The 25,987-nt window shown below is 41.7% G+C and carries 17 protein-coding genes and 1 pseudogene; 13 read left to right on the forward strand and 5 right to left on the reverse strand.

Annotated features, from left to right (window positions below; all coding sequences use genetic code 11):
- The first annotated feature begins 309 nt into the window (after nt 1-309).
- The 9 genes from PARA125_RS03590 to PARA125_RS03630 all read left to right on the forward strand — a co-directional run bounded on the left by PARA125_RS03590 (nt 310) and on the right by PARA125_RS03630 (nt 13,293).
- The gene (locus tag PARA125_RS03590) at nt 310-3,138 is read left to right on the forward strand and encodes a hypothetical protein (RefSeq protein ID WP_213157339.1); all 2,829 of its coding nucleotides are present in this window, start codon (nt 310-312) and stop codon (nt 3,136-3,138) included.
- Between the two features lie 190 nt (nt 3,139-3,328).
- Complete coding sequence (locus PARA125_RS03595; RefSeq protein WP_213157340.1) at nt 3,329-4,576, forward strand: hypothetical protein; 1,248 nt, start codon at nt 3,329-3,331, stop codon at nt 4,574-4,576.
- A 136-nt stretch (nt 4,577-4,712) separates the two neighbouring features.
- Nucleotides 4,713-5,897, forward strand: coding sequence for a hypothetical protein (locus PARA125_RS03600; RefSeq protein WP_213157341.1), 1,185 nt, complete (start codon nt 4,713-4,715; stop codon nt 5,895-5,897).
- Nucleotides 5,898-6,011: 114 nt separating this feature from the next.
- Nucleotides 6,012-6,581: a SycD/LcrH family type III secretion system chaperone gene (locus PARA125_RS03605; RefSeq protein ID WP_213157342.1), complete on the forward strand. Its 570-nt coding sequence runs from the start codon at nt 6,012-6,014 to the stop codon at nt 6,579-6,581.
- A gap of 53 nt (nt 6,582-6,634) precedes the next feature.
- Nucleotides 6,635-9,187, forward strand: coding sequence for a type III secretion system translocon subunit SseC family protein (gene sctE, locus PARA125_RS03610; protein WP_213157343.1), 2,553 nt, complete (start codon nt 6,635-6,637; stop codon nt 9,185-9,187).
- Nucleotides 9,188-9,223: 36 nt separating this feature from the next.
- Nucleotides 9,224-10,000 (forward strand): SycD/LcrH family type III secretion system chaperone, encoded by a 777-nt coding sequence (locus PARA125_RS03615; protein WP_213157344.1) that lies wholly within the window; start codon nt 9,224-9,226, stop codon nt 9,998-10,000.
- Nucleotides 10,001-10,021: 21 nt separating this feature from the next.
- The gene (locus PARA125_RS03620) at nt 10,022-11,626 is read left to right on the forward strand and encodes a hypothetical protein (RefSeq protein WP_213157345.1); all 1,605 of its coding nucleotides are present in this window, start codon (nt 10,022-10,024) and stop codon (nt 11,624-11,626) included.
- Nucleotides 11,627-11,667: 41 nt separating this feature from the next.
- Nucleotides 11,668-12,840: a hypothetical protein gene (locus PARA125_RS03625; RefSeq protein WP_213157346.1), complete on the forward strand. Its 1,173-nt coding sequence runs from the start codon at nt 11,668-11,670 to the stop codon at nt 12,838-12,840.
- Nucleotides 12,841-12,903: 63 nt separating this feature from the next.
- On the forward strand, nt 12,904-13,293 hold the full coding sequence (locus PARA125_RS03630; RefSeq protein ID WP_213157347.1) for a type III secretion system chaperone: 390 nt from the start codon (nt 12,904-12,906) through the stop codon (nt 13,291-13,293).
- A gap of 141 nt (nt 13,294-13,434) precedes the next feature.
- On the opposite strand, the pseudogene PARA125_RS10135 reads toward PARA125_RS03630, so the two are convergent.
- From PARA125_RS10135 to PARA125_RS10140, 3 genes and pseudogenes are all read right to left on the reverse strand, one after another.
- A pseudogene (locus tag PARA125_RS10135) lies at nt 13,435-14,118 on the reverse strand (transposase family protein); the annotation flags it as partial.
- 676 nt (nt 14,119-14,794) lie between these two features.
- Nucleotides 14,795-14,920, reverse strand: coding sequence for a hypothetical protein (locus PARA125_RS09935; protein ID WP_283248327.1), 126 nt, complete (start codon nt 14,918-14,920; stop codon nt 14,795-14,797).
- Nucleotides 14,883-15,275, reverse strand: coding sequence for a transposase (locus PARA125_RS10140; protein WP_213157348.1), 393 nt, complete (start codon nt 15,273-15,275; stop codon nt 14,883-14,885). Before PARA125_RS10140 ends, PARA125_RS09935 begins: the two co-directional genes overlap by 38 nt.
- Nucleotides 15,276-15,521: 246 nt before the next feature.
- Here PARA125_RS10140 and PARA125_RS03640 point away from each other — a divergent pair, with 246 nt between their 5' ends.
- Nucleotides 15,522-17,180 carry a hypothetical protein gene (locus PARA125_RS03640; protein WP_213157349.1) on the forward strand — a complete coding sequence of 553 codons (1,659 nt, stop codon included), beginning with the start codon at nt 15,522-15,524 and terminating at the stop codon, nt 17,178-17,180.
- Nucleotides 17,181-17,346: 166 nt separating this feature from the next.
- Nucleotides 17,347-19,146, forward strand: coding sequence for a hypothetical protein (locus PARA125_RS03645; protein WP_213157350.1), 1,800 nt, complete (start codon nt 17,347-17,349; stop codon nt 19,144-19,146).
- Nucleotides 19,147-19,647: 501 nt separating this feature from the next.
- On the opposite strand, the gene PARA125_RS09725 is transcribed toward PARA125_RS03645, so the two are convergent.
- Nucleotides 19,648-19,818: a hypothetical protein gene (locus PARA125_RS09725; RefSeq protein WP_249274152.1), complete on the reverse strand. Its 171-nt coding sequence runs from the start codon at nt 19,816-19,818 to the stop codon at nt 19,648-19,650.
- Nucleotides 19,819-20,250: 432 nt separating this feature from the next.
- Here PARA125_RS09725 and PARA125_RS03655 point away from each other — a divergent pair, with 432 nt between their 5' ends.
- Nucleotides 20,251-24,708, forward strand: a complete 4,458-nt coding sequence (locus PARA125_RS03655) for an ankyrin repeat domain-containing protein (RefSeq protein WP_213157352.1) — start codon at nt 20,251-20,253, stop codon at nt 24,706-24,708.
- A gap of 210 nt (nt 24,709-24,918) precedes the next feature.
- Here the strand turns inward: PARA125_RS03655 and PARA125_RS03660 are convergent, their stop codons facing one another.
- Nucleotides 24,919-25,170, reverse strand: coding sequence for a type II TA system antitoxin, ParD family (locus PARA125_RS03660; RefSeq protein WP_213157353.1), 252 nt, complete (start codon nt 25,168-25,170; stop codon nt 24,919-24,921).
- Nucleotides 25,171-25,339: 169 nt separating this feature from the next.
- Here PARA125_RS03660 and PARA125_RS03665 point away from each other — a divergent pair, with 169 nt between their 5' ends.
- Nucleotides 25,340-25,906 (forward strand): hypothetical protein, encoded by a 567-nt coding sequence (locus PARA125_RS03665; protein ID WP_213157354.1) that lies wholly within the window; start codon nt 25,340-25,342, stop codon nt 25,904-25,906.
- Nucleotides 25,907-25,987: the final 81 nt, after the last annotated feature.

A 25,987-nucleotide genomic window follows, 5' to 3' on the forward strand; every position in this document is an offset into this window, starting at 1 on the left:
TTTTCATCTTTTTAATTCAAAAAAGATCTCCCCTTGCAAAAAGGGGAGAGTGAGCTAATCCGATTAATTTTTTGTTTCTAAGTGATTGAGGTTTTTTTGATAAGAAAAAATTTAACAAATTTAAAGAAATTTTTTGCCTCCAGGCAGTGAATTTTAAAGGGCTTAATGTTATAATAAAGTTTTTAAGGATGTACCCATTAAGAGGCCAATCTTTTTCTAAAGCTGTAAAAATGAAAGGGATGGATTCCTAATTGCTAGATAAGACGACATTCGCGTCATGGTAAATGATGCCAACAAAGGAGAATGACAATGCCAGTAACAGGATCAGATGCTAATTTGGATCCGCTCAGCAGTCCGCTTGTTGATCCTTATTACGATTCGACCATTCAGCCTTCTACGACTACTTCTAAAAAGGTTTCATCTTCGACAGACACCCTTTTAGATACCTTGTCCTCAGCGGCTGCTACGACCCAATCAAGTAGCCTAGTTCTTGTCGGTCCTTCCGGAAGCCCCTTATTGCCAACCCCCTCTTCCCATGTAGCGCTTTCCACTTACACTGAAACGATACAGGCCGCTTTACGTGAATTTAAGGAAGCTGTCCAGTTAGCTGAAACCCAAGATTATTTGCAAGACAAGGATAGATATCTAGAAAATGCTGCAACTGCCCAAGCTCTCCTTGCCCTTTATAAGACGCTCGTGGTGTTTTCAAGGGCTATTCAATCGTTAGTCAATCAAGAGAACGATACGATTGCTGATCTTAATGCAGCCGCTGCGCAGTTAAACAGTGTGATTCAAGCAGGGCGAGCAGAAGATGCAAATCAGATCAATTTAATGAATCAAGCCACGGCGGCATACCAAGCAGGGGGTTCTGCCAAGGATTATAATGCGGCAGTGGCGGCTTATAATAGTTATTTAGAGACGCGCAATGCTCAGTTGGCATCTGCTCAGTCAACCTATAATGCAGCGGTCGACACTTATAATGCGAGAGTGGCTCAAAATAATGCTCAACTTGCCGATCTGAATGCCCAGGCAGCCGCACTCGGAATCACACTCTCACTCAAAGATCAAAGTACCACAAGTTATGTATCCGCTGAAATGCCGACTGTCACAAACCCGCCAAGCTACCTCTCTCTCCCCACCAGTGGAGTGGCGATGCTCCCTTCTATTACTAATGCAGATACTGAGTCGAGCATTTTAACCACTTATTATCAGCCCGCTGTCACTGCTGCCTTAACACTCATTACCACTAGCAATCATCAAATGGATTTGAACCAAGCCTATCTGGAGCTTCAATATTACTATCTAGCAGGGACGGAGCCCTATTTGCCAAATGCGTATATTCAGCAAAATAGGGAAAATTTAACAGGCAACAGCACTACCTCTTCTGCCGGATCAGCTCTTACAGTTTTAGGCAGCTCCACGCAGACTTCTCCTTCCACCGCTAGAGTGCTATCGGATGCTTTATACAAATCAGCCACCCTACAAGATAGCCAACCCTTAAGTCCTAATCTGTATGATCAACTTGTCTTAAACACTATCCAATTGCTTGGTCAAGTCAGCACTTATGCGAGTTTACCTGCTACAAATGCGCTTGCTCAAAGCAAAGGCTTAATTCCTCCAACCAGTCCAGCTGTCGGTTTATCTGTCGGATATGGGATCGTGCAACAGGTGGTTAGCTCCCTCTCAAGTGAGGCTTATAAAACTGCATTGGGGGGATTAATTTCTGCCAATGGAAGTGAAGCGGGGATTTCAGATCAGGGCATTGCTCAAGCCCAACGTGTCTTAACGGCCACGACTAACTTAGCGATTTTACAAATCGCTCTCGTACAAGCAGCTATGTCCATGCAGTCACCCGGTCTTGTTTCTCAGTTTTTATCCAATCTGGAGAATTTACCTGCCAATTCAGCTTTATTAGCTTCTAGCTCTAAGGGAACGTTGGCGAGTGACCTCCTCCAGGACCCTCTTTCACTGTCTTTATTGAGCTCTGCCATCGCCGCAAATTCCTCTGAAGCAAACGTCAATGTACAAACTGTAAGCACCGCTCTTAGCAATGTGCAGAATCAAGGCGTGAACGTCAATAATTCAAGTGCCCTGCAGCAAGCCCTGATCCAAGAATTTCAAAAAGCAGGCCTTTCAAGCCAGCAGGCAGAGGATTTAGCCGCGCTAACTCTTGCAGAGCTAAGTGGTTCGGCAAATTTACCATTCTTGAATGGCGTTTTAAGTGGGGCAATAGCCTCGGCGAATTTACCTATCAGCACTTTAGCGGCAAATTTGAATAGCGGGGTTAACCAAGGAACGATTGAACAAGCCGTTCAAAGTGCTTTAGCGAAAGCCAGTGGTCCAGACAGCTTTCAAATAGCCCTCAATACGGCACTTGGCCAAGCAGGCTTCTCAAGTGAAACCGCAGCGAGCCTTTCTCGTACTTTGACTATAGCCTTAGCTGAGTCAGCTTTTACAGAAGCACTAAGCGCTAATTTAGTTAACCTAAATTTATTGCAAGCTTCTTTAGCTCAAGGCTTGCAAACCGAGAATGCAGATACACAGGCTAGTCAAGCTATCACAGCAGCCATCCATGGAGGGCGAAGTTTAAGAAGCGTCTCAGATTTGCAAAATGCCCTGCAAGAAGAATTGGTTAATCAAGGGATTTCTCAGGAAGAAGCACAGGCTGCAGCCCAAGCTGCCATTGTGGATTATCTCAACCCTGAAGACAATCCCTTGGAATCAGGCAGCTTGGGAGAGGCGCTTCAGCCCCAAGCCTTAGCCCAGCAAGTATTTTCCCGCGTTTTTGGCTTAGCTTCTCCTGACTTGGGATCTTCTTCTGCTCAAAAATTAGCGGCAAATTACACGCTTGCTTTGCTCGGTTTATCTACTGTAGGGGAATTAACAGAGCAAGAATCCCAATCGGCAACCTCCTTGCTCAGTTTATTTAAAGAGCAATTAGGCGCTCTTTCTAGCGAAGGGCAAAGCGCTATTTTAGCTGAATGGGCCTCTCAAATGAGAGATTTAACCAATCCGAACTTAGAATTGGCACAATTCTTGAGTCAGATTAAACAGCCAGCGACAGTTTTGTTATCGACGGCTATCCCTTCCATGGGAATGCAACAATTGGAGCGGCCTATTGACTCTTTACAGGTGTAGAAGACTAAGCCCTTTGTAATTAACTTTTTAATTCTACAGGGAAAGAGGTCATAAGGTTAAGAAAAAATTTGATAGAATAATAATAGGGAAACAGAGATATAGAGAATAACCTAAGAAATAAAGTGTTATTCGAAAAATTTTGAGCTGCCTTTTGATAAGTCTCAGGGTAGAGGGAAGAAGGAGAAATGTTATGAGTTCTATCAGTTTGGTCAACGTTACCATTGATGGAGTAAGCTATCAAGCAAATGTGGAATATACGGCTTCAGAGGTAGGCCAAGCTTATCAAGGGTATCTGCAAACTTTCGTTGACGTATTCAACATGGACGCTTCATCCGCCACAACTGATATTACTCAAACGACCGCGGACGAAATGAGCGCCGCTATTCAGGGTCTGGTTAGCTTAGCTCAAGAGGGGAAGTCAGTCCAAGTCGATCCAAGTCTTCCTGACAAAACGTACTACATGACCGTGGAAATGGGAAGTAATGTGGATCTCCTGATTCAGTCTTTAAAAGCGGCAGGAGTTGCCGACCCCGCCTCCTCTATTACGGCAACAGAAGCCCAACACTGGAAATCTTTAGCCGCAGCTTCTCCGGTGATTGCCAATATTTTACAAGCCGCCATTTCTGTCTCGGGAGACGGCAACCGCAGTTTGCAATCGTTAGTGGAGTTAATTTATGTCAAAACGGCAAATGAAGTTTTAGGCGATAGTCTGGCTTCCCTCGAAGACGCGTTGAAAATTACCAAGGACTCGTTAGATATTTTGGCTGAATTGCAAACTTTACATAACAGGATTACGACTAACTCAAAAGCACCATTCTCTTCTAAATTTGACTTACACCGTGCGGCAGTGGGGAGTGACCCTAGTTTGTTTAGAAAGCAATATCCGGATGCGGCTAGCGCTTACTTTGGCATACCGATCGATCCCGTGCTTGCTTCGGGTTTGGGCAGTACAAATGGGGCTGGAACCGCTGTCCCAGGGCCTCAATTCCAAGCGGCACTCACTCAACTAATTAGCTTAAGAAGCCGTTTAGAGAAGGAGATTACTTTATTAGCTCCCATCACAGATGCCACAAGTGGAACCGAAGGAGACACGCTGCTAGGAAAATTGAAAAGTGTTCTAGACGATCTTAACACTTACTTTGCGGTAAGCGGTGTGCCTGTCACCGCTTCTACCAATACTACAGCGGCATTTCAGGCATTTAAAAGTTGGATGCTGGATAATTTGGATCAACATAGTAACACCAATGCGGGTAAGGCCGGCTTGATTCAACAAAACATTACCTTTGCGATTACGGCAGGTGAGTCGCTGAACGATAGCCAAAAAGAAGAGGTGAGACGCTATTTATTTGTATTTGAAGAATATTATAAATCCGCCTCCGCTATTTTGCAGGCGCTCACCCAACTCATTACAAAAATGGCCCAAGGGATTAGTAAATAAAATAAAAAATATTATTAATAAAAATATGAATGGGTATAATTAAAACAAGGGTGTTTTTGAGATAGTCTCCCTGAGGATGACTTTTCCGCGCATGGCATTGATTGAGTTCTCAAAAACGTGAAGGAGGGTAAAACATATGGCAACTTCAGGGAAAGATCTTGGCTTTACTTCGCCAAACGATGCAGGTTTTAATGGGCTGACCTTTCTTGAGAACCTAAAAAATATTCTCTTTAAGTCGGTTCCTACTACCAATACCTCTCAACCTGCTTACACAGGGATGAATACAGAGTCGACTGCGCAGGGAAAAACTCTCGATAGCTTCTTTGCACAATATTCGATCAGTAATTATTTGCCCACGACTTGGAAAGACTTTATTAATGCTTTTCGCACATACAATGGAGGCACAAATTCAGGCCCCACCGCAGGGAGTGCCTATACAGGGTTTTACAAGGAGTATACCGAGTATGTAGGCTATTCAACCGGAGATTGGAGCGTTTTATCTTCGGTGACTGATTCCGATATGTCTGCTCAATTTCAAAGCGCCTTTACCAATTTTATCAGCAATTATTCTTATCAATCGGATGGGTCAGTTGGAACGGCAATAGATTTTATGACAGCGTGGCATAATTTCTTAACAGGAACGGCCGCTCTTAACGTTTCTTCTTCTGGTACCGCTGATCTCGACACTTACGAGCAAATTTACGACGCCTTTTTTCCCAATGGGAACTTTGCGACAAAATTAAAGAGTTTTTACCAAGATGTCTTGCTATTCACGGGCACAGACGATGAGGGGACAGATGGGTATTTTATTCCTAGCCAACAAGTTTATAACTGGTTTGAGCAGGTTCAGCAGGATTACAGCCGCATTTTGAGCGGGGCTTCTGGTCCCTTAATCACTTCTGTGGAAACATCCGCTTCGAAGAAAGTGCTAATTTTGAACCGCATCCTTGCTATCCTGATGGATTTGATCGATACTTTGCAAAACGTGGCGTCAGCTCAGGCCGGCCGTTTGAGCATTTTGACCCAATGGCAAAAAGCCTATACGGATGAGATGAACCAAGTGCCTACTTTCGTGCAAGGGGGAGGGGTTCCTGCGGTTGACCAGAGCACCACATCTGGCCGTAATTCACGCGACGATTTGAATAACTTAAACTCTAACTTTACTGAAACCATGCGCTCTAACCGCTCCATACTCAGCGACGATTCCAAAGCGCTACAGACCAACGTTAACCAAAGTAACGATGCGGTGACCCAGCAGAGCGATCTGATCACCACGATCCTTCAGCAATTTAGCACAATTTTAAGTTCCATTTACCGCTAAACTAAGGAGAATAAAAATACCTAGGGTAAAACGAAGGGTAACATTTTTATTCAGCGTGAAAAGGTGGATTCAATCAATAACATAAGTATTTTGAAAGAATAAGGAGAGCCCCTCATGAAAGGTGAACAAAGCCAAATGAAAAAAGCCACCGCGCAAGTGGGAGCTGAATTAAAGGAAGAAAAAATCAAAGAAGTTAAAGCCGCCACCGAAAACGTGGTGAAGAAGGGGCTTGCTCCCAAGGACTTGATGGGGATGAGCGATGCCATGGTGGAAGGAATTTATGGGCAAGCTTATCGCCTATACAATACAGGCAAGTACAAGGATGCCTCCCATCTATTTCGCTTACTCATCATGTTGAATGGAACGGAATCTAAATATTCCATGGGATTAGCGGCCAGCTATCACATGCTAAAAGCTTATGAAAGTGCTGTGCAAGTCTACGCTATTTGTGCCTTATTAGATCCTGAAAATCCGATTCCCCATTACCACTCTTCTGACTGTTATATCCAAATGGGAGATAAAGTTTCAGCCATGATCGCTTTAAAAATGACTCTAGAGCGCGCAGGCAATAAGCCTCAATATGCGACCTTAAAAGATCGCACAACTTTGACAATTAAAAGTTTGCAAAAAGAAATTGACAAGATTTACAAGCAAATTGCGGAGACCAGCCAACCGATTTCATAGGCTTAATCGTTTGTTTTTCTAAGGCCTCTATTGAAAAACTTTAGGAGAATCGTATGGATGATATTAATATTTCGTCACAGGGACAACAAACCAACTGGAATGTGACTACCAACGAAGCGGAAGGCGCAAAAGCTACAGTAAATGTCGCGAAAGGCGCTACTACTCAAGATTCGCTCAATCAAGCAGAAGGGACACAAGGCGCACCTAAAACTTATCAGCAGCTCCCCGGTGCCCCTGCGCTAGAAACTCCGTCTGAAAATGGAGTTCCCTTTAAGCCAATGACCATGAGTGAAGCTTCCCAAATGTTCAACACCTCTGAGACCCCTGAGCAATTGTTGAATAACTTTGTGAAAGGCGGGCTCGCCGAAGCGATCCTCAGTGGAGAGCTTTCCGATTCGGATGCGGCAAAAGCGTTTACCCAGTATGCTAATCCAGCAAGATCTAAGTCATCCGTCAATCCACAAGTTAAAGTCAAATTCGATGAAGTTGTGAACCAGGCTAAGCAACAAGTCGAGCAGTTAACCAAACAAGCCCCTAATCAATCTACAGCCCAATCTCAAGCCGCCCAGCAACTTCAAGATACAGCTAATCAAACCTACGAGAATGCTTTCAAAGCTGCAGTAAAGCAAGCCGTGGCTCAAATGGGATTGCCTGAAGATGAGGCTCAACAACTGGTTGCAAAAACAATGTTCGCGCATGCCCACCCAGAAGCTGCCACAGGAACTTCCGGTGATTTGGCGAACCAGCTTGAAAAGCAAGTGGGTGAACAGGTTAAGCAAGAGTTGGGCTTATCTGAGGATTGGCAATTTTCTGCCGATAGCTCTTCCTTTGATGCAAAGCTGGCAAAAGATTACAACTCGGCTTATAATGCCGTTATTTCAGGAGATTTTTCCAAGATCCAGTCCTCTCCCGATTTGGTCAAAACCCTCCAAAATATGACTCCTCAGCAGCTTGCTCAGCTAAAGAACGCTCACTACAACCCCGGTAGTAGCGTCACAGGTAATCTACGCGATGTCAATGCGCAGTTAGAAAGCATGATTTTAGGGAGCTTAATTAGCGAATATGGATTCCCAGACGGATGGAAGCCAGCCGTAGACAACTCGGGTCAAAATGCCATCATCAAAGGCGCTTACCGCGCAGCCTTTGCCCAGCAAGTGAGCAATTACGCTAAAAATCAAAACCCACCCCTTACTCAGGACCAGATTGACCAGATCATGGAAGCTTTTGATAATCCCGAGGTGGCTTCTCCTGAAATGACAGCCTTGGTCAGCAAGCTGAAACAGGCTGCGATTAGCTCCATTCGCGACCAGTATGGATTACCCTCTGACTGGACAGCTCCCGTGGGGGCTACTCAAAATACTATGTTGGATGCCTTTTCAGCTCAAGTGGGAACAAATGCTATTAGCACGGCCCAAGAGATGATTTCCAATGCGAAAACCTTAGCTCTAGATTTGCCGAATGTTCCCATGAGAGCTGAGATTTTGGACTTCATGAAAGCTATCAGCGATGCTTTAACTCAGCTTCAGCAAGAGATTTACCTTATCCAAAATCAGGATGCCATTAAATCCAAAGATTTAGGAAAAGCCGAGCTGGATATCCAGCTGAATAAACTCGAAAAGCAAAAAGAGGAGTTGAAGAAACAACGAGAATCGGGTAAGCCCGGTATGGGGATTTTCAATTCGATCATGAAAGTGCTTGGCCCCATCATGACAGTCTTAACGGTAATCATTGCGATTTTTACGATGGGAGCAGGAGCTGGCTTGCTCGGAGTTGCCGTAGCTGCCGCAGCTATCGCTTACACCGTGGCAGACCAAGCTCTCACTGCCAGTGGAAAACCAGGAGTGATGTCTTATGTGATGAAAGGTTTGACAGAAGCCATCAAGGCTATTATTCCAGGTCCTAGTGCTTTTCAAACAGCTATGGATATGATTATTAAAACTGTGGCGATTATTGCTTTAACGGCTTTAATTATGACCGCTAATCCGATGGTGGGAATGACAGTGGGAATACAAGCCATCGGACAGGCCGTCATGGAAAGTAACATCATTCAAAACCTAGTAAAGTTCATGGGTGGAGATGAGATGGCGCAGCAAATTACGGCTATGGTGTTAGTCACCGTGGCAACCGTGGTGGCTTCGATAGCCTTTATGGTCTTTACCTTCTTTATCCAGGCCGAATTGATTCCTCAGCAAATTGCCCAAACAGTCGCGAATGTGGCAAAAACCCTTATTCAACAGCTGACCAAAATGGCGCAATTAGCAGAGAAGGTGGCTGATATGATCCTTAAATTTGCCAAATCGCAACTATTAGAGATTGCTCAAATCTCTGTTCAGCTTTTGTCAAGTGGCTTAGATGCCGCTCAAAGTGGGATTCAAATTCGATCCCAACTCAAGCAAGCTGCTCTTGCCTTAGAGAAAGCTGACCTTGAGGCAGACATGCAGATGATGAATGCCATGATTAAGTTGCTCCGTAAAATCATTGATAGCCTGACTTCCGGGATGCCTATCCAATCAGAAGCCATCTCTGAAATTTCCACACTCAAAACACATCTTTGGAGCAGCCAAAGCCAAATTACAACCAATATAGCCAATTCAGGAGCTGCCTAAAAGCAGCTCCCCAAATTACGAGAGGGAGGGTGAAGAATGGTCTCAACAGCCGAAGAGCTCATTAAAAAACAGATAGATAAATTAGGTCCCCAAATCACCAAAGAGCAGCGCCAATCTTATGAGGAAACGCTTCTTAAAATTTTTAAAGGAGGACAATCTCCCCAGCAAGCTATGGGTTTGAGCGATGAGATGCTCGAAGAATTTTATGGATATGCTTATCGTTTCTACAACGCCGGAAATTATGCCGACAGCCAAAGCCTTTTCCAATTTTTGGTGACTTTGGATGCTTCTCGCAGCAAATACGCCTTAGGCCTTGCCGCCAGCATGCATATGCAAAAAAAATATCAGGCTGCCATAGAAGTTTACATGTTAGCGGCCTTTTATGAGCAAGAATCCCCCGTTCCTTTTTTTCATATCGCAGACTGTTATTTGAAACTCAATCAACCCTACGAAGCTTTACTGGCCTTAGATGATGCCATTAGACTGGGTTTTTACCCCAGGTATTCTTTACTACGCTCTAGGGCCATCTTAATGAGAAAAAAAATTCGAGATGAGCTTGGCTTACCCGATACTCCTCCTCCTATCAAAGATTACTTGATCTCCATAGGTTGTGATGTGGAAGGGGTAGACATTGATAAGTTATTCATCAATGGAGCCGAGGAGGAAGCCAAATTTGAAAAAGCCCTGGAACAGGCAGAAGGGAAAAAAGCCTCGTCAGGCAAGACTCAACAAATGGCAGCAGGGGAGGGGGGTTCGCAAGACATGAACCTAGAGCCAGGTAGACCCTGGGAACCCCCTACTTTGGAGCTATAAAAAGACAGTAGGAGAAAACCTATGGATGGCGTTTCAGGATCAGGCGGGCCTCTTGGAGGCCCTCAACAACCCACCGTTTATGATTGGCAACAAAGAGGGATCGAAGACACACAAAAGGCCCAATTGGCGCTTGTCAAAGATACGGTCGAGATTCCCCTCACCCAATTAGGGGGAGGCGCAGAGGAAGTGTATGAACAATATAAAGCCTCAGCTTCTCGACCTGTCTTAGCCCCCTTAGCGCAATTGCGGATGGGATCTGCAGAGGATGCCCCAGAAACCCAAGATACCACCGGGATCTATCAAAACCTGCTTTCCCGTTTGCCTACGGCTTTAGCGAACGGCTTGGAGGAAAACCAAGCTCTACCTGCGCAAGAGCAAAATTTAAGCTTTGTGGCCCTCGATAATTTGCTGTCTTCTACTGCGCAAGTGCTTACCTCGCTTGAAAGTGCCGCGCTTCCTCCAGCAGCCGGCACTTTAGCCTCCGATCGCTTAGAAAATGCTCAAACAGCCCCTTATCAAGCGGTTTTATCCGCACTTAACTTAAATCAGGAGCTTTCCTCTTCCCTGCAAAGCATGCTAAGTGAAGCTGGACCCAACGATCCCAATTATGACACCCTGCAAAATGCTCTCAGCGAAATGGAAACCTTTAGCTCAGCCTTAACTGCGCTCTCTCAACAGCAAACTGTTTACTCAGGGGACCTAGTCCAAATTTCTACAGGACTGCAAAACATCCAAGAAACATTACAGCGGGATTTGCGAGAGAATTCCTATCAAATTTTAGGAAATTCAATGGAGGCTCTTAGCACCATTACCTCGGCTTATTCCCTTGGATCGGTCGCTCCTTCCAATTTGCTCTCCTTGCTGATTGTGGATAAAGGTCTCTCAGGGGAAAATGGAGTGTATAGCGACAATTTTGCCTCCCTCATCGATACTACTGCCAGTGGATTGCAAAATGTGCTCAATTTAGACAACCAGACCCAAATCCAGTCCTTAAATTTAATGCTCAGCACTTTAGCGCTGGCTTCGGTCTCAGCAGGATCTACTTTGGGAAATGGAGTAGGGCAGTTTCCCGATCGATCAGAAGGAGATATGAACGCCGCTACACGCTTTTCCACAGATCTCGCTGTGAGCTTTCTAGTAAGCTCTGGCGCGATTGAAACCGTGATTGGGGAGTTAGTTTCAACCACAGGGGTAGAGCAAAATGCAGCCGAGCCGCTCACTTCAGCCTTGACCTTGTGGTCTCTCACGCTCGGCATACAAGCCGCAGGGACCCTAGGGAAATCGCAAGCCAACGACTTAATTGAAAGCTTACAGCCCCAACTGCTCAATCATTTAAACACCCTTGACCAATACATCACTAACCAGCAAGAAAGCGGAGAGCTTTCCAAAGAGGTGGGTCAAGGGGCCTTAGTCTATCTCAGCCAAGCCAGCATCGCTTTGCAGAATCAAGATTACGAAGCTTTTTCAAGTAGTTTGGAGTCATTACTTCAATTGACAGGACAGTCAGGAGATAGCCTTAAAAAAGAGATTGTTTCTATTACAGAATTTAGCTCTTTAGCAGGAGCCGCCCTAGCAGGGAAATTAGACGACCAGCTCACAAACTTGACCGGAATCAGCCAGGTGTAGTTGGAAGAGTGAGTTTATAAACCGAAAAAAAGGAGTTCATTATGCCTATCAACTCTGATGTAACTACCCAAGGATATAATTTCGATCCCTCTTTATTCACTGCCTTTGAGAAAGCCTTGTCAGCTCAAGAAGATGCAGATGGCCAAATAGTGACAGGAGGGACACAAAAAAAACAAGTTGTTCAAACCGAAGGGCACGCAGTTAAGCCAGTCGGGGTAAGCGATACCCAGGATAGTGACGCTTCTCAAGCTGCCTCAAGTGCAGCTTCCATCGGCGTGACAGTGGACGCACAAGGCAATAAAGTCGCCGTTGTATCCGTGGGGATGCAAGATATTTTAGAGCAAGCTTCAACCGAAATTGATAAATTTAGTTCAGCTTATGTTTCTGTCAATAACCGAAACTTAATTGTCAATAGCCAATCCGATTCTCCTGCCTTAGTGCTGACTACCTCCACCGGCACCCTTCCCAGTGGGTCGGCCGGAAAAAGCAACCCCTTTTTGACAGCTTCTTTTATGGTAGCGTTAGTAGAAGTGATGGCAGAATTGATTAAAGTACAATCTGAACAAAGACAGGTTGAGACAAAGCTCGATATTATGTCCAACCAATGGACCATCGACCTAGCCAAAAGAGCCGCTAGTGATATTCTGGAAGCCGCAAAAACCGAAGCCCAAATGCACTACATGTTAGCTGCCAGCGCTGGCGTACAGCTCGGAATGGCCGTTGCCAACGGTGCGATGGGCGCCATCGCCATGAAGAAAGCGATTGGGGATCATAATGCACAGACTAAGATTTTGCAAAATAAGTACAATGATTTGAATGAACCTGTAAAATCAAATACTGCAAATGGAAAAGCAGGTACTGACCAGGAAATCTCGGATGCCTTATTTAAACTCAATGAACACAAAGCCAATAAATGGTCTAATATTTCTACTCAATTCAGAATGAGAATGTTTGCTATGGATACAGCTAAAGATGTGACAGACGCAAGCGCAAAAATGTATGAAAATGTCGTTCAAGGAATGATGAAAGTCAAAAAAGCTGAGTATGATGCAGACTTGAAAATGCTCGAAGCATACCAAGAAATTTCTCGAAAAATCGGTTCAGATGCAAGCGCTTCCTTAAAAGACATTGAAGACAAAGTGAAAAGCATTGCAGACTTGGTTTCCCAAATTCTTGATAAGAACTACCAAGCATTTAACTATCGTATTCACTAAATTTAATTTCATCCACAGACCCTTTCCAGGGTCTGTATTTTTTTATAACCAAAGAGAGTTTTCATGCTCGACAATCATATGAAACGGTTAGCTGCTGAATTAGAACTTGAGAATTCAATGACAACAGAAACCCCTGGTGTGTATGCTTTCCCTTTAAGCGAAGATATTAAAATTTATATTTTGACTATATCAGAGGGGATTTATTTCGAATGTGCATTTGCTCCATGTCCATCTACGCGACAAGAAGAATTATTTACTCAGCTTCTTCTGGCAAATTTGTTTGGACAGGGAACCCGTGGGGCAACTTTGGGATTAAGTGAAGAGGGTAAACTCGTAAAATTATCCCAACTCTTAGAGAATAAAGAAGATTATCAATTGTTCAAGAATAACCTAGAAGATTTTATTAATTCAGTCGATTTTTGGTCTGAAGAAACTTTGACTTACAATAAATAAACTTGAATTGGCACTCTTCTTAAAGCAAAACTTAAATAAAAGTGTTTGCTAATTTTAGTGTTATTTCAGCCCACATGGCTGAGGTGGGAGCTGTGCCTAGGCTATTAAGTAGTCTCTTTTTACCAGAGCTCGTGCATAACCCTAATGGTATAATTCCCAATTATAAATCCCAACGATCAAATTAGAACTTAGGCAGAAGAGTTTTTTTTTGATTTCTGTAGCGCTTAGCGATAATTTTAAATCGTTTCAACGAGCCTATCACATTTTCGTTGATTGCTCGTTCGCTGGATAGCTTGCTGTCCTTTAGTCAAGGGTGTTTTTTGCCTTTCTTTTTGGGCATACGTGTTCTAGCATGCAGCTTTTGTAATCCAAGGTAAGCTGAATCTTTTAAGACATTTATTTTCGGATGAATAGATATTTTTGATTCTTTAAAGAGCCTAAAATCATGCCTCTTGCCATTGCAAAATCGGCACAAATAATCTTTTGGCTTTTCTTATCCAATCTGCGCCTTTAAGGTGGGTCTTTTCTTCTTTCCTGAGTAGTAACACTTTTGTTTTTTTAGACCTTTCAATGGGCGTCTCTGTGGCATCAATCAAAATGGCGTCATATTCTATATTGCTTTTTAAAAGAGTTTTTCGGTCCGGAAAAGCAAAATCAGGATGTTTGATCAGTACGTCTTCAATTCAACGAATATTACACTAGCAAACGCTTTCTGAAATTTTGTAGGAGGCCGCCACATGAAAATAGGTACGATATTCTTTTATATATTCTAAAGTCTAAAGCCATCAGCAAGGGATCTTCCACGACCGACTTATTCGACTTACCACTTATAAGTGTCTAATTAGCTCAACTTCCTAAATTTTTAAGGCTAGAGCATTCTTTCGGTAAAAAGAGGAACGTCTATGCCAAAACCATTTTCAAAAGCTAAAAGACAGGAGTGTAAAAAAAATTTCTCAAACAGCGCAAAAACAGACTCTCGATCAATGGCGGGTATGCGCAAAGCAATACAGCCGTTCCTACTTTCCATTGGCTGTATTGAAAAAATTTGTTTAAAATATAATTAAAATTTTTAAAAGTTCTTATTCTTTAATTCTCAAGTTGTCAATCTTCTCATCTTGTTGAACAAAATTTATCGGAATCGAATATCAACTATCTGTTGTTCAATAGTTTTTGAAAAGAATCGATCGCCAAATAAGCATTTCAAACTGGAAAAAGCCGTTTTCACAAAAACCCAGTGATTATAGCCTGTCAGTCTTCCCCAAAGTGACCTGGCCTGTTGATCACCTCCAAGGCCTAATATTTCCAGTATGGTTATAATTTCTCCTATCATTTTTGAACTTATATCTTGGATTCATTGGAGGCGGAATTAATGGTTTGGCTCTCTTCTCTTTGATGGCTTTCCGCGCCTCCTGCCTATCGTATTCTCCGCCGCCAATCACTTGTTTTGGCGGACTGATTAGTTGATCCAGTAACGGAGCTGCCATTCTACTATCTCCAACCTCTAAGTTGTCGTGATTTCTGCTAAGATTTCCAAAGTCTCAGGATCTACTGCTAAGAGGACTTTCATCCACTTGCGAGGTCTTCCTCGTTCATGCATTTTTACTTTCCATTCGTCTTCGCCTGCCACTTTCATCCTCCTGATGTATTAAGGGTGATTGTTCTGTTGTGAGAGAGAGCTTAGGCAATGTTTTGCCTAGCTTTTGAACACACTTGCAAATCAAGGTATAGCTTGGAATCTTGTTGCATGGTAAAAGTTTTGCTAAAAAAGACTGAGCAAACCCTTGAAGGGCACGATATGCCAACTTGAACTGAATTTTGAGCATGAAAAGTATCTCAACGAATACATTCGAGTACTCGTATGGTCTTCCCTTGGTAGGCTGTCGTTTTACTGTTGGTTTGAGAAGTTTTGGCTCTAAAAGAAAAGTTAGGCTTCCACGTTGGATGAGTTGTTTGTTATACTGCTTCCAGTTGCGTTCACTCATCAGAAATTCCTTGGTCTTTTCTTTGATCGGAAAAAACAAGGCGTTTCTTTTTTTAAGGGATTTTAGCAAGATCCTAGAAGGAATTTTTTCAACACAGTCAGAGAAACGTTTAAATAAATTTTAAAAAGCAAGCTGAAACACATGTGTTTGAGTGAGGGGTTACAACTAGTAATCAAAAAATAAAGTTGTAAAAATGCTAAAAATTATTTAATGTGTTTTCTGTTCTAACTTTACAAGGAGATTACTATGCAATGTTCAACAACAAACGATTTATCAAATGGTATTCATGATGTGTATATAGCTGGGATTAAATCAAAATTAAATTCCAAAATAGGCCAACAGGAAATGAAAATAAGCTTAATATCGACTCGAGCTTTTAGCGATATGGAGCTCACCAGTTATGAAACAACGCTCCCTGATAGAGCATACGTTCCTTCCCTACATACACAAGTAAAATATTCTACCTCATTTACCAGATATACTTGGGGAATAGAAAAAATAAGAAATATCCTTACGACATCCTATGCTAAGCTTGATGTTAAAAACGGCGCAAGCTCTTTAACAATTAGCCCATTGTATACTAATCAGTTTAAAGAACACCTTCCAATAAAAATTGTTTACTATAGGGATCAGAAAACTTTTGAAAAAAAGGAAGATAAAATAGAGTTAGGAGCCATGCAAATTTATGCATTTGCAGAAGAAGAGTTTAAATATGAGTATATTCAAGCTGCGCATAGAATACAGTCAAACGATAGAAGGGTTGTCTGTGCTATCTTTAAACAAACCAAAAAACCCACTTCCTTACTTGGAAAAATTAAAAAAGCTCTAGAATCCGAGGGGGAGTATACTGAATATAAACCAGGTCAACCTTATGATATTGAAAAAGAGCTGGTTTTTAACAAAAGTAAGCCCCAAAGAAAATTACTTGGGTATTCTATAGCACCGTCTAAGCAAACTAGTTCGGATGCATCATTTGTTTCAGCGTTGTCCTCAAGTCGATCTATGTCAAGCTCTGATGAAGAATTTCAATCTGCATCAGCGCCTTCGCTTGCATCATTATCTTTAAGCTCACCAGAATCTTCTCCCTCATCGCAGTTATCTAACCATAGAGAATTTGCAGTAAATCAGCCGCATGCTGCAAAAATCTCTGAAAAATTAACTTACAAAAGAGGCCCCATAGAAGATTATAATGAAATGGTAGATGAAATTGATCGAATATTGGCCAAAAAAGGTCTCAACCGTGAAAGCAACTCCTTAGCCGGATGTCGAAAATTTACTCTTTCAATGCATTTCAAGAGCTCTTCTCGTGATCCGGCAGCAATCCTACTCACGACATGGTTGTCAGAAGCCTCTGAAGCAGGCAAACCTAGCATTCCCTTTTATGGCATACCAATGAATGTAGAAATTTCTTTTGACGATGGATCTTCAGAAAGCTTTGAATATATTCTTAGAACATGGATACGGATTCCTTTAAGTGCTCCTAAATGGGAAGGATGCTTTGCTGAAATGCCTGTTCCCAGAACTTGTGAAGAAGCGAGAAAAAATGCAGAATATGAAGCTTATTTAGACGGTTTAGCAATGAGGATTTTATTTAAGAAGGTGATGCATGAAGGTTCTTCTATAGCTAAAAGAAAGTTTAACACTATTTATTGCAACCACGGTTTCTGGACTAATATAGTTCCTCATATTTCTTATGAAAGCAAAGATTTTAAAAAGAGATGGAGCTCCTATTATCTATCCCTTAAAAAACGAGATGTCAAAAGTATTGGGATTGGCGATCGAGATAAAGATCCGGACCTTGTTGTATTTGATTTCACTAAAAAAATTAACGGAAAGGCAATGAATAGGCTGGCCAAAAACAAGCTGCTCAAGTTTGAAGTGGATAATCCTTTTTTTGCTCCATAAAATGGCAAAAATTAAGGGAAAGGTATTTTTTACCTTTCTCTTTAATTAAAAGTAATTAAAAACCCACTTTCGTAAACAATTTGTTTTATTAAATAGATAGTAAATTATTAAAATTATATAATAAGTAAGGAGCGAATGATTAATTAAAATAGCTTGAGGTATGATTATGATGATAGGGCCATCAAATTCCGGCAGCCTTGAACCCACTTATCCTGTCTCCTCTCCACAGCCTCCTCTTTCTCAGGCGCCTTCTGAATCTGAGCTTGCTTCTTCCGGCACAGTAGCTCCTCCTCCTCCCTTAAAAACAGTTTCCGGTTTGATGAATAAGATCGATGAGATCTTAGATGAGCATCAACTTAGTAGGAATCAACAAAGGCCTCAAGAATCCTTCCAAATTTCCATGCATTTTAAGCGACCGGCCGATGATCCTAGCGGCGTTTTAATGAAAACTTGGGAATTCAAGCAGACAGTGGATGGCAAAGAGACCTCAAAATTGCTTTATTCCTTTCCTATGGAAATTGAAGTTTCTTTTAAAGATGGAAAACCTCCTGTAAAATTTGAATATATATTTCAAACAGATATGGAGGTACCCGATGCTCCTCCTAGACCTGCTATAATAAATGGAGAAGAAGTGAAAAACCTTTTGCCTACCACGACAGCGGGAGCTAGAAAGCAAGCTATGTATAAGGCATACTTACACGCTTGCGCTTTTCGCAGCTTGATTAAGGCCAGCACGAATAGTCAAGATCCTCACTACGATTTAGCTAAAATGAAGGTGGAAACATTTATTAGAACAGATAGTCCTATTTTTTATTTATCGCCGCAAATTGAGGATATGAGTAAAAGGTTTGAAGTCACCTACAAGCGCCTTAAAGCTAGGAATCTTGGTCAAATCGGAGTGGGAAGTGCAAATGATCAAAATCCTTTCTTTATAGATTTTAGCGAAAGGGTCGTTAAAACATCTAAAATTGCCGGTAAAACTTTTGCAAATGCAGCTCAAAAGCATTCCCGAACACGATTGCAGCTTGATACCGATGACCCAGGAGCACAAGTTCTAGAGAAAGCCTCCCGCTTAGTTCCTCCCACCAACCCAAAAGCTATCCCAGCTTTTAAAGAGCAGCTTGAAAAAGAAGATGTCAATCCTGGCGCTTTAGTAAGATATTGGCCAGAATGCATTGAATCCGATTACGAACGATTTCAAGAGAAAAGTAAAGCTTTCATGAACTTTCCTGAAAAGCTATTGAGCTTCGGAACAATTAGAAACCTTTTTATGAGGGTTTTTTTGCAATCTACGGGAACTTCTAAGCTTCGAAAACTAAAATCTGAAATCGAAAGATATGAAAAAGATCTAGATGAAGACCGCTTGCCTCCCGCTTCCAAAAAAAATCCGCGTTCTCGCTTAGGGAGATTGCAAAAAAATAAAGGCCTCTTAGCTTTGCAGCAGCAGGCTAGCCAGGATAAGCTGAATGAATTTCGGTTAGGGATTCTTAATTTAAAAAGGCCTCCAGATAGCCGCTTGGATTTAGAAACCTTTTATAGCCTACCACCGGGAGGAGCTGCCCTTATTGATGAGGAATGGAAGGCGACAGAGCCGAATTTGAAGCCAGAAGAAAAACAACAATGGGCGGAGCTCCAAGCAAAAGCTGAGGTTAATGCTGAAGCTCTAGAGAAAGCTGAAAGAGAATTTAAAGAGTGGAAAAGGCTTCTTTTAAATACTCATCGACATTTTAAATCGGAATTTGAAGAGTTAAAAGAGCTAAGCGAGAGTATTTCGGCTCGCATGGATTGGCTAAATAAGGAGATTCCGGAAGAAGTTTGGGACGGTTTAGGAAAATCAAATGACATTAGGGAAAATATCTTTAGAATATACAAGCTTACAGCACATGTTCCTAGTCGATTGAATAAAATTCAAGGTACCTTTCAACCTCGAAATGATGCTATAGCAGAGATTGAAAATGCTAATTGAATTTTTTGAAGGTACGGACATAAACAAAGAGGGTTATTTGTGCTTACCCCCTTTTTATGAGGTAAGCGATTTTAGCCTTCTTAATTTCTTTTCATCATAGTTTTATCTTTTTGTGCCTGAAAGTTAAGCTTTTAAACACTATCCAAAAATAAGCGAAAAGTTTCTTTTCGAGTTTTTTCTAAATGGCTGTTTTTTTAATCGTTCTTAGCTGTTGCTTAAGAAAAGAGGCCTTGGTGGAAGGCCTTTATGAAAGGATTTTTGTAGTTACCCAGAAAACACGACAACGTACTTTTTTAAAGAAAGAAGGAAAGATTAAATCGCCTTTAAGGCATTTCGCAACACTCATTTATTCTTTTTGGCCTAGTCCCTTCTAGGTAAAAAAAAGACCTTTCCAAACGGTTTATCTCAAATAGCCTACGCTGTTTTCACGATCGCAGTAGAGGCTCTTTATAACTTTCTGGCTTTTTCATCACCGCTTCATTCTGCGATTTTTTTACCTCCTCATTTTGCTTTTATCCTAGCCGCATCGGCTGGATCTTTGTGAATGATGGGATGTCCTTGGACGGTGAGTAAGTGACTCTGTTCCCGATCCATCAGCTGGTGATCGAAAGCAGAAATCCTTGCAAAGTTCTTAGAGGCACACGGTAAATTGTCCTGATTAACAAGGTGCAAAGGATGGCCTCATGCGAATATATTTGAGGTTGCCTTTTTACATGCATGATTAGCTGTATGCCACAACTGCATATTAACGCCTGAAAACCAAAAAGGAGTGCTTCTATGCTGGATGAGAGATTGGTTATATTTGGCTAGCTTTTTACAATATTGAGATATGACACAGCTCTGCCGCTGCCATGGCTGAGCTGCTAGTCTACCTTATTATTTTTCCAGAAACTTCTTCTTTATGCTAGCTAGTTAAGCCCTCTTATTGGGTATTTATGCAATAAGCCATTACAGTATGTATTTTAACCAGACCGGAAATTTTTAAAGAAAATAACAAAACAATAAATTTATTTAATAAATGCTTGAAATAATAATTTGTTTGGGTGATCATGCCTTTCTAAAATGTGTTAGACTGGCAAATAATTTTCATAAAAAGGTACTAATATGTCATTCATGGGAGACTATCTATTAGCCTGGCAATTACAAGCCGAGGAGTACAAGAAATGTTCACAGGCAAAGTCTTCCTCTGCTGCTCCCCGTATCGAGGGATCATCCCAAGGACGCCAATTTAAGCGTTTATCACAGGGAAAAGAGGTTACTTACACGTTCCGAGAGGTAAGAGGCGACCGCGATTGTTTCTTTCATGCAGTGAATAGAAAAGACTTGAATCGGGGTAGCTTGATACGCACTTTAAATGAAAAAGCCCCAAATGATGAGGTGAGAAAGGCATTTGCGTCCGAAATTCGCCAATTTCTTTACCTGGGTTGTACAAGAGGGCATGAAGATCCTGCTGAGCAGCAAGCCTTTATGAGCCTCTACCAAGAAGATTTTGGCAAACTAATCGGTCAACTTACTAAGAGTGAAAATCAACTGAAGCCATCTATTATTCAGGCTCGCGCGCTCTTAGGAGAAGAGGCTACTAAGGGCAAAGGCCCTATCGAACTAGCAGGCTTATTAGAAAAAATGAAGCCGAGTTCATTATTAGCACAAAAGCTTCGCAGCGAGCATCTAGTCATGTTGCAGGCGGATGAGGAAATTATTGAATATTGTTCTCAGGAATCCATTTATAGAGGCTACGTGGAACATTATCTCAACCAAGCACGCGGCTATATTCCTTTTTCTCGTAGGCTTAAAGGCGAAAATTTTAAGACGACTATTGATGTCATCAACGAATTATTTCATATGAACATTCAAGTATTCCTACAAGACGGTTCGCGGGTGACAAAAAAACGATCAGGGCCGACTATTCCGATTTCTCATAACGGTATCGATCACTTTTCTGGGCTTAAGAAGTTGGCTCCTGAATTAGATATGCCTTCACGGAGAGGTGATGGGGGCGAGGGGATACCGTCGCTAAATAAAAAGGTATTAGTTGATAAACCGAGCATGCCTTTAACAGTAAGTGACGTCCTGAATAGAATGCTCTCATCAAGTAAACCTGAAGATTTTGAAATGGAGTCCCTCTTGCAGGCAGGCTATCTTGGAATAGATTATCAGTTATTAGTGTTGTTAGCTAAAATAGCGAAGCTGTTAGTACAAAATAAGCCATTTGAAGCTACGTTTGAGGAAAAAGATCATGGCAATTTAGATGATATTAAACTTGTCATCAAGGATGAGAAAGGCGGTAAATGTAAATTGCAAGCATTTCAGGTTAAATACTATAAGAAAAGCATTTCAGCTGACCTTTTTGTCAATAAAGAGAATGGTAAAACAATAAAAAAGAGCAGCAAGAATGCAAAAATGCATATAGGAAAATTTTTTGATGGCTGGTTGAATTTGAAAAAGAAATACTCCGAGCTTAACGATGAGGACCGGGAAAGCATCATCTATTCCAATTCAGGTTTAGATCATATTTTAGAGCAATGCGTTGAAGAGGGGGTTTTTTGCGATAAATTTATGAATGGAAAAAAATCTGTTAAGCTAGGGGGTAGGATCAATAAGGGCAAAGATTTTTATGTCCTTATGAGGGAGCAAGCATGGAGCTATTTGGAAACTGAAAAACTGCATCTAGAAATTGTAAAAAAACGTGATGAAGCCTTATTCCAGCAGTTTTTGCGTTCATTTCGATTCAAAGTGGGTAAAAAAGATTTCGTTCATTTAATCAAATCTATTATTGAGAACCTATCAAGCCTTCATAATGCAAATTCTGAAAAAGCCCCACCAGCGCAATTATTTATTAATTTATACTATGCGATAGGAGAATGGTTTCGACACAATCATGTAGGGTCTCGGAGAACACCCACGTTAACAGATGAGGTAATGATAAGCTTAATAAATGACAGCCAAATCCGATATCATGATCCAGTAGTGTTACAGGGAAGATCTCAAGCAACGCTATGGAATATTTCTGATACCTGTGAAGAAAAAACTATTAAAAGGGAAGAGCTAGACGATTTAGAACGCGCTATGTGTAAGCCAGGGTTGGTAATGGTGGTTGGAGACAAGGGTATAGGGAAATCTGGGTTGGTCAAACAAGCCCTAACGAACCGTTTCTCCCTAAATTATCTTTTTCTCGCAGCAGACGCATTGATTAAAGATCCTGAACTTAAGAAGAAGGTTCTGGATGTATCAAAATTAAAAATGCTGCGTTTGATTGTGCTCGATAGCGCAGAAGCTTTGCTATCTCTCTCTAGCAATGAGGTCCGGTATGTCATTGGCTCCCTTTTGGAGTCAGGCCTTACAGTTATTTTGACATTAACTCCTGATGCATACCATGAGCTTGCTATTGAACCGGTAAGCCATCTAGTTCCAGTGAAGCCTTTACCCCTAAATACTCTACTCCAGGCGTTTCCTAAATTGAAACCGTACCAAGAGGTTCTCCCTCTCATGGAGCTTGCTACAGTCCCCTTTTACTTAAAATTTATTCTTGAAGTGATTTCCCAGGATCCAGGCAAATTTGTGCGCCTCATAAATGCTAAAAATATCACTTTAGAAGCTCAACTAATAAAGCAAGTAGTGAAGGGGCGAAGCAAAGAGGTTGCTAAAGAGAGGCAAATCGCCTGGAAGCATTTGGCAGTTAAATTAGCTCAATCTCGGAAGCCTACGCAAGTTGAGGCATTGAAGCAAACCTCTATTGTGGTGGGTAAAGATGATAAATATGTCTTTAGTCATGATTTATTTTTTGAGCATGGTTTAATGGCTTTTTGGTTTGATGAGTGGAAAGCATCTTGTATTAAGGAAACGACACTGAAGTTTTGGGAAAAGCTTCCTAATTTTCTTAAGTTTAATAGTCCCATTGCTGTTTTGGCAAAATGGTTCACCATTCATAAAGAGAAATTAGTGCCAAATCTCTTGAAGCATGCAGAAAAGCTTTCCAATACACCTGTTTTTGGGTCTATTATAGCCATGGTTATTGCGGCTGAAGACAAGCAGTTGTTAAGTAAACTTCTCAAATACAAGAATGAAGCGCCCATGCAGAACCCTTCAGGAAGCTCTACTGTAATGCTGGCGATTTTTTATAATAGCCCAGAAGCGCTTAAAGCACTTTTTAAGCTAGGCGAGCCTGCTCATCACCGGAAATCAAGACCAGCCCTTTTGTCTGACTCAGCTTACTATACTCACCATGGGCAGGATCCCTCTTATAACCCTGAAGAAAGTTCTTCGGATGAGTCGTCAGAAAGTTCTATCGAAAGAGTCACAAGTGGAGACAATAGTGATTCGGATAGCTTCAGCTACAGTGAGCTAGAGGAATCGCCTATAGAAAAGTTTTGCGGGCATATAGCTAAATATTGGTCCGCTGGCTTTTATGAGGAGCCTTATTATGTAGATGACGACGAAGGGGATTGGATTACTAATCCTCGCTTTCAACCTCTTCCCCATAATGATTCGTACCTACATCAAGCCGTTTTGTTAAATCGCAGAGAGTGTTTATCCATACTATTGGAACAATATGAAGAACCGCAGATGCTCAACCTTTGCAATGAGTACAACGAAACACTTTTGCATTTAGGTATCTTAAAGGAAGCAATAGAGGTGGTGAGGCTTTTGCTTGCGAAAGGTGCCTTGGTTGATAGGCCTGACAATTGGGGCGAAACCCCTCTCCATAATGTGGCTTATACCGGAAATATCCAACTGGCAGAGCTACTTTTACAAAAAGATGCAGGTCCTAATAGATTAAATGAAGCAGGATTGACCCCTTTGCATATTGCTGTTGCTCGCTTAGATCTACAAATGGTGAAACTGTTCTTAGAGCATCACGGTGACTTATCTATAAGATGTTTTCATTCAGCAGAAGTAGGAGTCGCCGATATTTTAGAGGAGCTCCCCGACGCACAACAAGAAGAGATGGAAAACTTCGTGATAGGGTTAATTGAGCTTCTCAATTTTGGCTACAACCAAGGAATGGATGAACTCAATGAGGACAGTCGAGAAATTGTTGAAGATTTGATGACATTGATTGAGCATCGGGCTCAATTATCTGAATATGCGCCTGATTGGGATTATTGGGATTCGGAAACAGAATTGGAATATGCTATTAACAATGTCGATTTTGAAATGATTGAAGGACTCGCCTCTTATATTTTAGATGACCCTGATCGCATTGAGGAGGTCTTGGAATCAGACGCCTTTACTCACCTTAGGAAAGAGTTGGTGGATGGGTGGATGGATCAGCTCCATGGCACCCAGTATCAAAATCTCTTGCTATACGTCTATAATTCTGGTGACCCAGAAGTGTTAACGTGTATTGCACCTATTAATTCTTATATTTTAGATGACCCTGTTCGCATTGCGGAAGTCTTAGAATCAGAGGATTTTATTGATCTTAGGGAAAAGTTGGTGAAGGCATGGCTTGAAGAGGCTGAGGAAGAACAGTATCAAAAACTTAGAAAATACATCCAGGATTCCAAGGACCAAGAAATGTTAGCATGGATTCAAGAATTCGAAGAAGAGAGTGAAGTATAAAGAAAAACAAAGTAAAGCAGACCAATTTCTCCTGAATGTTCTTACCTCAAGACGATTTTAAGAAAAAGCTTGATTATCTTTAGGAGAATTCAATAGTTTATCCCTAGGCGGAAAGGTTATTTTTTTTTGTGTAATAGACAAGACTTAATCTGACGCTTTTGATAAATATAGCGTGCATCTTGAGAATTTCTTCTAAGGTCAGATATTTAATCATTTTTTAGACAATCTTTTTAGTACGTCCGCTTTCTCATTGAGCAAACCTTTTAATAATTCATCAAATTCATCTAGCTCAATATCCTTGTGCGTTTTTTTATCTTTTTTGAGGCTAGGTAAATGGTCTATCACGAATTGTCTTAAGCTAACTCCTTGTTTGGCCGCTAGCATTTTGAGATAGGTGTGTTGATCTGCAGGAAAATCAACTGTCAAACGAACTGTATTCTGCTTAGAATGTTGCTGTTTCATAACAAAGCCCTCCTTTCTTATAAGGTACCGTATTGCCGCAAATAAGTCAATTTTACAAAACCCTCAAAATATGACTCCTCAGCAGCTTGCTCAATTAAAGTAAGCTCACTACAACCAAGGTGATAGCGCCGCAGGTAATCTACGCGATGTCAATGCCCAGTTAGAAAGCATGATTTTAGGAGGCTTAAATAGCGAGTATGGATTCCCTGCCGGATGGAAGCCAGCGGTAGGCAACTCGAGTCAAAATGCTATGTTGGATGCCTTTTCAGCTAAAGTGGGAACAAATGCCATTAGCACGGCCCAAGAGATGATTTCCAATGCGAAAACCTTGGCTCTACATTTGCCGAATGTTCCCATGAAAGCCGAGATTTTGGACTTCATGAAAGTTATCAGCAATGCTTTAACTCAGCTGCAGCAAGAGATTTACCTCATCCAAAATCAGGCTGCCATTAAATCCAAAGACTTAGGAAAAGCCGAGCTCGATATCCATCTGAACAAACTAGAAAAGCAAAAAGAGGAGCTGAAGAGCCAAAGTAGATCGGGTAAGCCCGGTCTGGGAGTTTTCAATTCGATTATGAAGTTCTTAGACCTCATCTCCACTGTTTTATCGATAGCCATTGCCATTTTCAGGATGGGAGTTGGAGCTGGTTTAATCGGTATAGACTTAGTAGCCGCTGCTATTGCTTACACGTTGGTAGACCAAGTTCTCATTATCAGTGGAAAACGAGGGGTATGAGTTATGCCATGAAAGCCCTGAAAGCTGCCAGTAAGGCCATTATCCCAGGCGCAGTGCTTCGCAAACGCTTTGTCCATGGCT

The sequence above is a fragment of the Parachlamydia sp. AcF125 genome (assembly GCF_018342475.1).
GTDB lineage: Bacteria > Chlamydiota > Chlamydiia > Chlamydiales > Parachlamydiaceae > Parachlamydia.

Coding starts and splice junctions, on each gene's coding strand:
- PARA125_RS03630 (WP_213157347.1), top strand. CDS start 12,904: ATGCTCGACAATCATATGAAACGGTTAGCTGCTGAATTAGAACTTGAG.
- PARA125_RS10140 (WP_213157348.1), bottom strand. CDS start 15,275: ATGAGTGAACGCAACTGGAAGCAGTATAACAAACAACTCATCCAACGT.
- PARA125_RS03665 (WP_213157354.1), top strand. CDS start 25,340: ATGATTTTAGGAGGCTTAAATAGCGAGTATGGATTCCCTGCCGGATGG.
- PARA125_RS03605 (WP_213157342.1), top strand. CDS start 6,012: ATGAAAGGTGAACAAAGCCAAATGAAAAAAGCCACCGCGCAAGTGGGA.
- PARA125_RS03615 (WP_213157344.1), top strand. CDS start 9,224: ATGGTCTCAACAGCCGAAGAGCTCATTAAAAAACAGATAGATAAATTA.
- PARA125_RS03590 (WP_213157339.1), top strand. CDS start 310: ATGCCAGTAACAGGATCAGATGCTAATTTGGATCCGCTCAGCAGTCCG.
- PARA125_RS03600 (WP_213157341.1), top strand. CDS start 4,713: ATGGCAACTTCAGGGAAAGATCTTGGCTTTACTTCGCCAAACGATGCA.
- sctE (WP_213157343.1), top strand. CDS start 6,635: ATGGATGATATTAATATTTCGTCACAGGGACAACAAACCAACTGGAAT.
- PARA125_RS03655 (WP_213157352.1), top strand. CDS start 20,251: ATGTCATTCATGGGAGACTATCTATTAGCCTGGCAATTACAAGCCGAG.
- PARA125_RS03595 (WP_213157340.1), top strand. CDS start 3,329: ATGAGTTCTATCAGTTTGGTCAACGTTACCATTGATGGAGTAAGCTAT.
- PARA125_RS03645 (WP_213157350.1), top strand. CDS start 17,347: ATGATGATAGGGCCATCAAATTCCGGCAGCCTTGAACCCACTTATCCT.
- PARA125_RS03620 (WP_213157345.1), top strand. CDS start 10,022: ATGGATGGCGTTTCAGGATCAGGCGGGCCTCTTGGAGGCCCTCAACAA.
- PARA125_RS03640 (WP_213157349.1), top strand. CDS start 15,522: ATGCAATGTTCAACAACAAACGATTTATCAAATGGTATTCATGATGTG.
- PARA125_RS03660 (WP_213157353.1), bottom strand. CDS start 25,170: ATGAAACAGCAACATTCTAAGCAGAATACAGTTCGTTTGACAGTTGAT.
- PARA125_RS03625 (WP_213157346.1), top strand. CDS start 11,668: ATGCCTATCAACTCTGATGTAACTACCCAAGGATATAATTTCGATCCC.